We start from the raw sequence: 13,168 nt of genomic DNA, 5'->3' as shown, positions 1-13,168 counted from the left end.
ACCAAGCAGTTCCTTGACGAATACTAAATCGTTTTCCCATTTGAATACTAGAAATACTTTTGCTAGTTGTACTCATTTCAAAAACCACACAAAAAGCCTTTTGTAAACCAAATTTTACTTTATGAAATAAGGTGTTAGCTGTAGCGCTTTCAACATGATCACAACCATAACAATGATAATTATAGCCTGATTTCTCACAACCTTTTGTGCCACAACATTTACTACATACAAAACCTTCAGACCATTTTATTTTGGCTAAATAAGCCTTACAAGCTTCATCATTTGGTAGTTATTTTATAAAACTCAGTATATTTTGACCTTGAAAAACATCCATATCTGTTATATTTAAGGACACTAAAATACAGAAACTAAATGACTAACTCAGATAGTGTTATTTTAACAGAAGAAGCTAGTAGTATTATAAAATTGTGTGTAGAGGGGCAATATGTTGCAATTGATGGTAAATATTGGTTAATTACAATTGATCAATTGTAAAAGCTAAAGGTTAAGTTAAAATTTAAGTTATTTTTATGTAGGGTATACATGTCGTTAAAATTATAGCGGAAGAATATGTAAAATTATCTATAGATGCTATCGTAAATTATGATGTGAATAAAATGATTGAATAAGCTAAAGATTCAGGTAAGGAATACAATGTAATTACCTAAATATCAGGATGTGTTTTCTATTCTGGACTCTATGGTAAGAATTATATGTATATTAAAAACAAACAAAGCTAGTTAGCTAATAAACACCCATAAATATGAAAAATAAATTATTTGTAATAACTTTTGTTATAATTGCTTTAATGAGTTGTACAAAAGAAAGTGAAATTGAAGGAAGTTCACCAAACGGAGATGTTCAAATAGTATTAGATAACAAAGATGGACATTTAAAATATACCCTAATTAAAAATGAAAAAGGGGTGGTTTTAAATTCAAGTATTTCAATTTTCCAAGGAATGAAAGTTGAAATAGTAGATACTAAAACAAAACAAGTCAATAAAACATGGAATCCTGTATGGGGACAATTTAGTGAAATTCAAGATTATTATAATGAGTTAGAAGTTTCTTTGAATTATGAAGGTATACCAGCAAAACTTTATATACGAACGTATAATAAAGGTGTTGCTTTTCGGTTTACGGTTTTAGATGTTAAAAAAAACACAAATCCTTCATTTTATATCGAATATGGATTGCCAAATACAAGTTTTCTATATTCACCAGCTGGTGAAGGTCAGCCTGTGGGGCCTTTAGCTATGGGAGACTTGAGGACACTGGATTCTAAAAAAAATCACTTAAAGATGCCTTTACTAGTTGAGTACGATTCAAATAATTTTTTATCTTTTTTAGAATCAGATTTAGTAAGTGCACCAGGGTTTAATGTTATAGAGTTTAATTTTTATAAGCACAGCAATAAATTAGTTTCAAAAAATAAATTCCTTTCAGAAGAAAAAAATTTAGTAACACCATGGCGTATTATTCTTTTAGAAGATAATATTGGTGATTTGTTAACTAATACAGTGCCTTTAAATGTAGCAGCACCAAACCAGATTGAAAACCCATCGTGGATTAAGCCAGGTAAAACTTTATGGGATTGGAGGGTGCATGGATACCAAGCAGAAGATGGATTTACTTATAGTATTGATAACGAAAGTTATTTCCGTTTTATAGATTTTGCTTCAGAAAACAATATTGAGTATTTTCTAATTGACGATGCTTGGTATACTGATGTAAAACCGGGACATATAGAAATGTCAAAAAAATTAGATTTAGAGAAAGTAACAAAGTATGCACAAGAAAATGGAGTTTCATTATTGCTATATTATGACAGAAGACAAGGGAACTACGGAGATGAAGCATTGTTTCCTTATTATAAATCACTAGGGATGAAAGGTATTAAATATGGTTTTATGGGGGCAAAAGTCCCTTTTACAAGAGAAGCCATTCGTTTGAGTGCAGAAAATAATTTGTTAATCGATTTTCATGATGGTCCGGTTCCAATGACAGGAATAAGTAGAACTTACCCCAATGCCATTACTAAAGAATTTTGTCATGCACAACAAGATTCCAGGCGGGCATTTACGCCCAAAACCTTTATAAGAATGGCACTTATCAACGCTATTCAAGGGCCTCTGGACATGAATAATGGTATTTTTGATATAACAGGAGTCAACGCAGGAAAACGAGAAAAAGGACCTAAAAAGCTAAATTCTTTAATTACTACAGTTACCGCTGAGGCAGCGCGTACTTTAATTATCTTTAGTGGTTTGGTTTGTATTCCAGATGCTCCAGAAGCCTATGCAGCCAAACAAGATTTATTTGAGTTTATCAAACAAATGCCTGTTGGGAAATGGGATGAAACCAAAATATTGCACGCAAAAATGGATGCATATATAAGTACCGCAAGAAGACATGGAGAAGAATGGTTTATTGGTTCGGTGCACAATGATGGAGGTACACTTGATATTTCATTAGACTTTCTTAAAGAAAATCAAAATTACAGTATTACTTATTATGAAGATACCGAAGCGACAGATAGTAAAACGAACCCTGAAGCTTACCAAGTGCGAACAGCAATTGTAAAAAAAGGAGATATAATAAAGGCTAAAATGGTTGCTGGTGGAGGACATTGTATGTGGATTAGACCAATAAAATTATGATGTTAAAAAATATAAAAATCACCTATTTATTCATGCTTGCGTTGGCAATATTGCCTAGTTCAGTTAAAGATGTTTATGCACAGAAATACAATTTGTTTTCACCTAATAAAATTGGACAGATTGTTGTACAATTAGAAAACGATTCCATTTCCTATTCGTTCAAAATAAAAGGGATAGCAATGGTTCAAAAGTCATTGTTAGGGATAGAATTAAATGAAAAGAGTTGGGAAGGATTGTTGGTAGTAGAAGTGAAAAAAGATTCGCTTCGTTCTAGTTGGAACCCATTATGGGGGACACAAAAAACCTATCCTGACAACTATAATTCTATGGTAGTTAGGCTTAAGGACGGAAAATCAAAATCTTTCATTTCTTTAGTATTTCGGATGTACAACGAAGGTTTAGCCTTTAAATATGAAATTGTAACCACTGGAATAGCTGCACCTACCTTAAAAAAAGAACTTACGGAATTCAATATTCCCACCAATTCTAAATGTTGGATGTTGAATCACCCTTGGGGGAAAAGGTATAAAAAGGATGTTCCCGTATTTGAAATAGAAAATGCCAGCTTACCACTATTTTCGCAGTCGGAAAACGGAAAATATGTTTTAATTACAGAAGCCGAATTGTACAATTACGGAAGCCTTCATCTTTCGGCAAATTCAAAGGGAGTGCTATGTGCCGACCTTGTTGGTAAAGTTAATTTAAATCCTCATTTTTCTACGCCATGGCGTGTGGTTATGGCAGCCGACTCACCTGCTTATTTTGTAGAGCACAAGTATATTATTCAAAATTTGAATTCACCTTCAAAAATAAAAAACACTACGTGGATTAAGCCAGGTGCTTGTACTTGGGACTGGCGTGCACGTGGTGCAATTGAAGATGGTTTTGAATATAAATTGAATACGGAAAGTCTGATACGTTTTATTGATAAAACAGCTGAACTTGGCTTGCCATATTTTATGGTTGATGCAGGATGGTATGGTGTTGAAAATGACAGAACTTCAAATCCATTAACAGCAATTTCAGAAATTAACCTGCTGAATTTTATGAGAAGAGCCAAGGAAAAGGATATTGGAATTTGGTTATATGTAAATCGAATAGCTTTTGAAGAATATGATATTGATGTTCTGCTCTCCACCTACAAGAAATGGGGAGTGGTTGGTGTAAAATTGGGCTTTTTACGTGAACAAAATCAGTGGGGAGTTGAGTTTTTACAACAGGTCTTGGAAAAATGTGCTGAGTATGAGTTGATGTTTAATTGTCATGAATCTGTTATCCCTTCTGGTATTGAACGTACATGGCCTCATTTCCTAACACGAGAGTATAATCATTCTCTGGTGGACGGGCGGTATATTGCATCTCCTGTAGATCATACTATTACTCCATTTTTAAATAATATTTCTGGTCCTATTGATGTTACTCCAGGGTTTTTCGACATAAACAAAATGGTGGAGCGAATATATGTAAGGGACACGTTAAGGTCTACTGTTGTAGCTCAAAGCGCAATGTGTATCACTTATTTCTCTCCTTTACTGTGTTTGCCTGATATCCCAGAAGCTTATCAGAGAAAAACAGATTTATTTGAATTCATAAAGGATTTGCCCCTAAGTTATGATGAAACCATCGTGCTTGTAGGAGAAATAGGAAAATCTTATGTGATTGCTAGAAAGAAGGCAAATAATTGGTGGATAGGTGGAGTTTCTAACCAAGTTGGGGCTACTCTTGAAATACCACTTCAATTCCTAAATAAAGGAAAATATAAAGCAACTATTTTTTCTGATGGTAAAAATACTAGTTGGGAAATGAATCGAGAAGAATATATCAAAGAAGTAAAATACGTAAATGCAGAAGAAACATTGAAAATAAAATTGGCTCCAGGAGGAGGTGTTTGTATTAAAGTAAAATTGATAAAATAAAAATAAAGTAAGGTAATGAGGGCAAAGTGTTTTCATATAATTTATCCAGATTCATTTGTTTGGTAATTGTCATTGTATGTGTATTAGACCTGAATAAAATTTATATTTTATGAGTAAATTAGGATATAGCAATATTCTTAATTTCTTGTGAAAATAAGGAGCTATTTTAGGGGAGTCAAACTTTATATTCTATTTAATAGTGGATGAATTTTAGTAAAGAAAACAATCGATTTGATGAAAATAAATCATTGATTCTTGCAATGTAAAAGGAGTTGTTAGCTTGGTTAAAAGAGATTGATCACAGTATGCAGAACCCGATATAGAAGGGGATAAAAAACCTTTGAAACAAGGTTCATAAAATCAGAAAAACAAACTTACGCCAAAGTTATAAGTCAGGATAAAATAATTACTGAATCCAGTGAAGCAACCTACATAAAGGTTGATAGAAAATTAAAAATAATATTTCAAAAACAATAATGAAACTTAAACGCCATAACATAGCAATCCTTTCTATTCTATTATTATTATTATTATTATTCACGAATATGGCATACGGTCAGAGTACAAAAGTAAATAAGAAACCAAATATTATTTTGATCTATGCGGATGATTTAGGAAAGGGGCTACTTAGTCATTATGGACAAAAAATAATCAGTACGCCAAATATTGATAATCTTGCTAAAGAAGGAATATCTTTTAATAATGCTTATGCAGGTATGGTGTGTTCACCATCAAGAGCTTCTTTAATATCGGGTTTACTCGATTGCCGTCCAGACAATTTTCAAATAACTCAAGGAGGTATTTACAAAAAAATAAGTAGCGGAATTTACACACCACAACAAATTCAAGATAAAATCAATAAAATTTTAGCACCAGCACCCAATGATGCAGTATTTTTAGGAGAAGTTGCACAAAAAGTGGGTTATGCAACAGCTCAATTCGGAAAATTAGAGTGGGGGTTTTCCACTACTCATTTACAGATGGTTAGACATGGATGGGATGAGTATTATGGATATTTAGATCATGTAAGGGCTCATGGTTTTTATCCTCCTTTTTTGTTTAGAAATGGGGAATTGGAAAAAATTGAGGGAAATACGTTTGCAGATTGTGCTAAATCAAAAGAAAACGAAACCCCGAAAAAATTTAAAGAACGTTGGAATATGGAGGGGAAAGAAGTATATTCTCAACACTTGTTTATGGATAACGTTCTGCAATTTATAAGTAAAAATAAAAGCAAGCCCTTTTTTCTTTATTTTCCAACACAATTGCCCCATGGTCCTGTTTCTGTACCTGCAGTGCATCCAGATTTTGTCAACAATGATAAATTAACACAAATAGAAAAAGAATATGCATCTATGGTAAAAATGCTAGACGATAATGTTGGCCAAATAATGGAGCATATTAAAAGCTTGGGTATTGATGAAAATACGATGGTCATTTTCACATCGGACAATGGACATGAAATTTATTATACACAAAAAGATCGTGTTTACAAACCTTACAGAAATATAGAAACAGGAAAGCGTTTTGATGATGTGAAATTTAAGTTTTATAGTGATATAGGAGGTGATGTTTTTGATGGAAATGCTGGAAGAGCTGGATTAAAAAGGAGCAATCTTGAGGGAGGAATACAAGTGCCTTTAATTGTAAGATGGCCACAAAAGATTCCAAAAGGAAAAAAAAGTGATTTGTTAGTAGCCAATTATGACTTCTTGGCAACGTTGGCAGAAATTACCGGTTATCAAGGAAAACTAAAAACGGATGGTCTGTCTTTTTATGACGAATTGATAGGGAAAGGTGCTGTTGAGGAGCATGATTATGTGGTTTATTCTTCTTTTACGGGACCTACGATTATTACAAAAGAGGGTTGGAAATTAAGAACTCATCTACCTAAAAATGTGTTCGAACTTTATTATTTGCCAGAGGATTACCGTGAAGAACATGATTTGTCTAAAAAGTACCCAAAAAAACTAAAAATATTTAAAAAAAAGTTATTGGAGGCATGTGATGGAAATTTAAATAACGGTTTGTTTACGAATCAAAAAAATCTAATTAAAGTAGTAAGCAACACAAAATAAAAAAGAGAATGCAAGGACATCAACTAGAAGTTAACACAAAAAAAAGGAATGTAGGAAAAACAATATTTTGGAGTTTTACTTTAATTGCAATGGTGACATTGTTGTTGGGGTCTTGTGAATCTATTACAAATAAAGAGATTTCAAATTTAAAACTTTGGTATAATCAACCCGCTAAGGTAAGCTCAGTAAAAACTTCGAAATATGTGAAGAGAAATGATCCGGAATGGTTAGAGGCCTTACCAATCGGAAATGGAGCTTTAGGAGCAATGGTTTATGGAGATGTAAACATAGAACGCATTCAGTTAAATGAAGAAACTATGTGGTCTGGAAGCCCAGATGATAATGATAACCCAGTGGCCTTAGAAGCACAAGCTAAAATTAGAAAATTACTTTTTGAAGGGAAATATAAAGAGGCTACAGCCTTAACTCGACTAACTCAAGTATGCAAAGGAGTTGGTACAGGACACGGTAAAGGAGCAAATGCACCCTTTGGATGTTATCAAACTTTAGGGGATTTGTGGTTAGATTTTGAAAAAGAAAGTACTTATCAAAATTACCATCGCGAATTGGATATGGAAAATGCTGTAGTAAGAGTTAGTTATACTCAGGAAGGTGTCAACTACAAAAGAGAATTATTTATTAGTCATCCAGATCAGTTGATGGTGGTAAAATTAACAGCAGATAAACCAGGAAGCATATCTTTTAAAAGCACTTTGACCAGACCTGAAAATTTTAAAACAATAGCTAAAAAAGATCAATTGGTAATGCAAGGGACACTTTCTAACGGGAAAGGAGGAAAAGGTTTGCAATACATGACTCGTTTGTCTGCCATAAATAAAAATGGAACAATTAGTTATAAAGATTCCAACTTAATTGTAAAAAATGCGGATGAAGTCATTCTTTACCTTACCGCATCTACCAATTATATTTTAGATCATCCTAATTATGTAGGGAGACCTTATCAATCTCTTACAGCTGAGAATATTAAATTAGGAAAAGAACAATCGTATGATCAAATTTTAAAATCGCACATAAAAGAATATAAAAAATATTTTAATAGAGTAAGTCTTCAATTAACATCTAGTTTAGATACCATTCCTACAGATATTAGATTAAATCTGTTTAAGGAGTCTAGTGTAAAATCAGATTTACATTTAGTAGAGTTATTGTATCAATATGGTAGATATTTGTTGATCTCTTCATCTAGACCAGGAACTATGCCAGCTAATTTGCAGGGAATTTGGGCGAATCAAATTCAAACTCCTTGGAATGGTGATTACCATACTGATGTAAATGTTCAAATGAATTACTGGTTGGCTGAAGTAGCTAATTTAGGTGAAATGCATTTACCATTGTTTGATTTGATGGAATCCATACAAAAACCAGGAGCTAAAACTGCTAAAATTCATTATAATGCCAAAGGTTGGGTAGTGCATCCTGTAACCAATGTATGGGGATTTACTTCGCCAGGAGAAAAATCAGATTGGGGAATGCATGTTGGTGGAGGAGCTTGGTTGACAACTCATATTATGGAACATTATGACTTTTCTTTAGACAAAGAATTTTTAAAAGAGAGGTTTCCTATTTTGAAAGGTTCAACAGAGTTCTATATGGATTGGTTAATCCCCGACCCTATAACAGATAAGTTGATATCTGGTCCTTCGGTATCGCCAGAAAATAAATTTATAGCTCCAGACGGGAGTATTAGTAAAATATGTATGGCACCTGCACATGATCAGCAAGTAATATGGCAGTTGTTTCAAAATTATATTGATGCTGCTAAGGTTTTAGGAATTGATGATGATTTTTTGATAGACGTACAAAAAGCACAGAGTCAATTGCAAGGACCTAAAATTGGCAAAGATGGAAGACTGCTGGAATGGAACGAGGAATTTGAGGAAGTAGAAAAGGGACATAGGCATATTTCCCATTTATTTGCATTGCATCCAGGTTTTCAGATAGATATAGTCAAAACACCAAAGCTTGCGTTAGCAGCAAAAAAATCTCTTGATTTTAGAGTTAAAAATGGAGGAGGGCATACGGGATGGAGTTCGGCTTGGTTAATTAATCAATACGCAAGGTTGGGTGAAGGTGATAATGCTGAAAAAAGTTTAAATATTCTTTTAACAAAAAGGATTAGTAATAATTTATTTGGTCAGCATCCTCCTTTTCAAATTGACGCAAACTTTGGAGCTACTGCTGGGATATCTGAAATGTTATTACAAAGCCATACAGATGAAATAAGATTGCTTCCTGCTTTGCCAAGTCAATGGAAAAACGGTGAAGTAAAAGGATTGTGTGCTCGTGGCGGATTTGTTGTGGATCTAAAATGGGAAGCAGGAGAGTTAGTAAACGCTCATATTTATTCTAAAAAAGGAGGTGTTGCTAAAGTGAAATACAAAAACAAAATAATAAGTATTGATATTGTAGCAGGTGATAGTGTGAGTGTTCCGTTATAGAAACAGAAAGTGTTTTCAAATAAAATATAAAAAATGAAAAAAAATCAAATATTTATGTTGTCTCTTTTTGTTAGTGTTTTATCCCAAGCACAACAAGAAAAAAGTGATTGGCCAGTGCTGAAAACCTACGATCAGGATCATATCCAAAAGATAAAAATGCCAGTTGGTGGAATTGGTACGGGAACTATTTCCCTGACAGGAAGAGGATCTTTAGAAGATTGGGAAATCATGAATAGACCTGCGAAAGGTTTTAATCCTACTTTAGAAAATTGGGGACCAGCTAAGCAAAAAGGGCCTTTTTTCGCCATTTTTATGGAAGATGAAGAAGGAAACAAACAAACTCGTTTGCTTGAAGGTATGCCAGATGAATCTTATTATGAAGGCGCATGGGGTGCTACTTCCAACCATCATGGTTTACCTCGTTTTAATAATGCCTCTTTTAAAACTGCTTATCCATTTGGTCAAGTATTTTTAAGTGATGAAAGTCTTCCCGTAGAAGTTGTTGTTGGGGCGTACAACCCTCTAATTCCTGGCAATATTGACGATAGTAGTATTCCAATGGTTATTCTCAATTATAAAGTCAAAAACACCAGCAACAATAATATTACTATTTCACTTGCAGGAACTATTCAAAACTTTATAGGTTTTGATGGAACAAGGGGGAAAGCTATAAAAAACGTCAATACTATTCGTGAAGAAAATGGAATAAAAGGTATTCATTATACAAGTAAGGGAGTAGATTCAAAGAGCGAACAATGGGGCAGTTTTAGTTTTGTTTCTTTAAATGAAGGAACAACTACGTATCGTACTGCTTGGCAAAAAAAGACGAGCAGATGGGATAAAAAAAGACTTGATTTTTGGGACGATTTTAGTGAAGATGGTATATTAGAAAATAGAGAAAATAAAGAGGCAAATGCGCCAATGGGTTCTTTAGCTATAAAGACAACCCTAAAGGCAGGTGAAGAAAAGAATTTTCGGTTTTTGATTAGTTGGCATTTTCCTAACAGACAAACTTGGGACAAACCAGGATTTCAAAAACTGATTAAAGCGACTGTTGGAAATTATTACACCACAAAATATAACGATTCATGGGACGTGATTAATAAAACATTGCCACGCCTAAATGAGTTGGAAACTAAAACCAAAACATTTGTCAATGCACTAATTGAGAGTGACATTCCTTTTGAAATTAAAGAGTCTGCACTTTTCAATCTAGCTCATTTAAGAACGCAACTAGCATTTCGAATTAAAAGCGGACATTTATTGGGTTGGGAAGGCCTTTTTGATGATTATGGTTCCTGTTTTGGTTCGTGTACACACGTTTGGAATTATGAGCAAACTACAGCTTTCTTATTCGGTGAATTGGCTAAAACGATGCGCGATGTTGAATATGGCTATGCAACTGATGATACTGGATTGATGAGTTTTAGAGTGTATTTGCCTTTGGAACTCGGACAAAAATGGGGAAAAGCTGCAGCTGATGGGCAAATGGGAAGTGTCATGAAATTTTACCGCGATTGGCAGTTGTCGGGTGATGATGAATTTTTAAAAGAACATTGGCCAAAGGTGAAAAAATCACTTGAATTTTGTTGGATTCCTGGAGGATGGGATGCCAATAAAGACGGGGTGATGGAAGGCTCACAACACAACACGATGGATGTAGAGTATTTCGGACCTAACCCACAAATGGGGTTCTGGTATTTAGGAGCACTTAAGGCATCAGCAGAAATGGCTAATTATCTAGGTGAAAAGAAATTTGCGAAGACTTGTCAAAATTTATACAAGCAAGGGTCCAATTGGATGGACAACAATTTATTTAATGGGGAGTTTTATGAACAACAGATTCAACCACCCATGTCGGCAGATAATGTGGCAGAATCCCTAATGGGTATAACAAGTGGTAAGAATGCGATAGATCTTACATCTCCCGACTTCCAATTAGGTAAGGGGGTTTTGGTAGATCAGTTGATAGGACAGGTTTTTTCACATATTGTAGGTTTAGGTTATTTAGCCGATGAGGAAAATATCAAGAAAACCCTTAAATCTATAATGAAATACAATTATGTAGAAAAGATGGCTTCTCATGCCAATTTTCATCGCTCTTATGCTTTAGGAGAGGAATCGGCTTTATTGATGGCTGCATATCCACTTGAGCGACCAGAAAAACCGTTCCCTTATTTTACAGAAGTAATGACTGGTTTTGAATACACTGCAGCTATTGGAATGTTACAGGAAGGTCAAATTGAAGATGGTTTATTGTGTATTCGTAACATTAGAGACCGGTATGATGGAAAAAAAAGAAGTCCGTTTAATGAAGCTGAAGCAGGACATCATTATGCGCGAAGTATGATTGCATGGGCAGGCATATTGGCAACCACGAAATTCCATTATTCAGCAGTTGACAAATCGATGACATTTACTTCTGTGTCTGGTACTTATTTTTGGAGCAATGGTTACAGTTATGGTACATGTGAAGTGAAGGATAAAGAAGCCAATTTAACCGTACTTTATGGGGAAGTTGATTTGGATAGTTTTTCGTTGGAAGGTATTGGCACAAAAAACCTTAAGAATATAACAATACAATCAAATGATTCATTGAATATTAAATTATAAAATAATGAGACTAATTATTACACTGTGTTGTATATCCTTATTATTCGGATGTAAAGACAGAAAACAAGAACAAGTTAATAAACCGAATTTCATCATCATTTTCACCGATGACCAAGGATATGGTGATTTGGGGTGTTTCGGAGGTGATCATGTTTATACACCAAATATTGATAAAATGGCAGAGGAAGGTGCTAGACTTACAAGTTTTTATGTGGCCGCCCCTTTGTGTACGCCTTCACGAGCCGCACTCATGACGGGTTGTTACCCAAGACGGATAGGTATGGAACCTCCTTCTAGCTTAGCAGTGGAGTTGCCAAATATTCCACATGGAAAGAGGTTTCCTGTTTGCTTGGCAGCTGATGGTAATGGGTTGAACCCTGCTGAAATAACGATTGCTGAAGTTGCTCGGTCAGTAGGCTATAGGACTGGGATGTTTGGAAAGTGGCATTTGGGTGACCAACTAGAATTTTTACCAACTAGACAAGGCTTTGAAGAATTTTTTGGTCTACCATATAGTCACGACATTATGCCCAAGCATCCCCGGCAAAAGTACTTTCATTTTCCTCCCTTACCTCTATTAGAAGGGGAAGAAGTAATAGAATTGAATCCAGACCCTAATTATTTAACCAGAAGAGTTACGGAACGAGCGGTTCAATTCATTAAAAAACATAAAGATGAAAATTTCTTTCTTTATGTAGCACATCCACTCCCGCATGGTCCATTAGCAGCTTCTCCAGAAATTAAAAAAATATATGCTGAATTGTTGGCTAATGGAAACAAAGCTTCTTCCGATATTTATGCAACCGCAATTTATGAGTTAGACTGGTCGGTAGGTCAAATCCTTTCTACACTTAAAGAACACGGGATTGATGAAAATACGATAGTACTGTTTACAAGTGATAATGGACCTGCTGCCAGAAAGGGTTCTGCAAAGCCTTTGTCGGGACACAAAGGACAGACCTTAGAGGGAGGAATGCGAATGCCAGCAGTAATTCGATGGCCTAATAAAATTAAAGCAGGAACCGATAACGATCAGCTCCTCACCACTATGGATTTGCTACCAACCTTTGCGAAGTTGATTGGAGCAAAATTGCCTAACGACCGTATTATAGATGGCAAAGATATTATGCCAGTACTTTTAGATGGTAAAGAAAGCCCACATGAGTATTTCTTCTATTCTCATTGGGGGGATTTGGAAGCTGTTAGATGGAAAGATTGGAAATTTAGAACCCATAAAGGGGTGGAGTCACTCTATAACTTAAAGACTGATATTGGTGAGCAAATCAACCTCAAAGACCAACATCCAGATATTGTTGCTAAATTGAAAAATGCAATGCGAAAATTTGAAGCTGAAGTGACAAAAAATGCACGTCCTGCAGGAAAGGTAGAATATCCAAAGGCATTGTCTATAAAGTAATTTTATAAACCTTTGAATGTAAA

General features: G+C 34.6%; 7 protein-coding genes and 1 pseudogene. 7 read left to right on the top strand and 1 reads right to left on the bottom strand.

Annotated elements, in window-relative coordinates:
* Window positions 1–334, bottom strand: a pseudogene (locus V5787_RS06895) (transposase); the annotation flags it as partial.
* 38 nt (window positions 335–372) lie between these two features.
* On the opposite strand from V5787_RS06895, the gene V5787_RS06890 reads away from it, so the two are divergent.
* The 7 genes from V5787_RS06890 (at window position 373) to V5787_RS06860 (ending at window position 13,145) form a co-directional block, all read left to right on the top strand.
* Entirely contained in the window at window positions 373–495 is a 123-nt protein-coding gene (locus V5787_RS06890) for a hypothetical protein (protein WP_336892523.1), read from the top strand.
* 268 nt (window positions 496–763) lie between these two features.
* Window positions 764–2,662 (top strand): glycoside hydrolase family 97 catalytic domain-containing protein, encoded by a 1,899-nt coding sequence (locus V5787_RS06885; RefSeq protein WP_336892522.1) that lies wholly within the window; start codon window positions 764–766, stop codon window positions 2,660–2,662.
* Complete coding sequence (locus tag V5787_RS06880) at window positions 2,659–4,578, top strand: glycoside hydrolase family 97 catalytic domain-containing protein (RefSeq protein WP_336892521.1); 1,920 nt, start codon at window positions 2,659–2,661, stop codon at window positions 4,576–4,578. The genes V5787_RS06885 and V5787_RS06880 overlap by 4 nt, the downstream gene beginning before the upstream one ends.
* A gap of 545 nt (window positions 4,579–5,123) precedes the next feature.
* Entirely contained in the window at window positions 5,124–6,656 is a 1,533-nt protein-coding gene (locus V5787_RS06875; protein WP_336892520.1) for an arylsulfatase, read from the top strand.
* A gap of 8 nt (window positions 6,657–6,664) precedes the next feature.
* Window positions 6,665–9,115, top strand: coding sequence for a glycoside hydrolase family 95 protein (locus V5787_RS06870; RefSeq protein WP_336892519.1), 2,451 nt, complete (start codon window positions 6,665–6,667; stop codon window positions 9,113–9,115).
* A 33-nt stretch (window positions 9,116–9,148) separates the two neighbouring features.
* Window positions 9,149–11,728 carry a GH116 family glycosyl-hydrolase gene (locus V5787_RS06865; RefSeq protein ID WP_336892518.1) on the top strand — a complete coding sequence of 860 codons (2,580 nt, stop codon included), beginning with the start codon at window positions 9,149–9,151 and terminating at the stop codon, window positions 11,726–11,728.
* 4 nt (window positions 11,729–11,732) lie between these two features.
* Window positions 11,733–13,145, top strand: coding sequence for a sulfatase (locus V5787_RS06860; protein ID WP_336892517.1), 1,413 nt, complete (start codon window positions 11,733–11,735; stop codon window positions 13,143–13,145).
* Window positions 13,146–13,168 lie beyond the last annotated feature (23 nt).

The sequence above is a fragment of the Flavicella sp. genome, assembly GCF_037132785.1.
Taxonomy (GTDB): domain Bacteria; phylum Bacteroidota; class Bacteroidia; order Flavobacteriales; family Flavobacteriaceae; genus Flavicella.
Note: the sequence above shows the minus strand (reverse complement) of the source record. Positions and strands in the feature narration are given on the sequence as shown.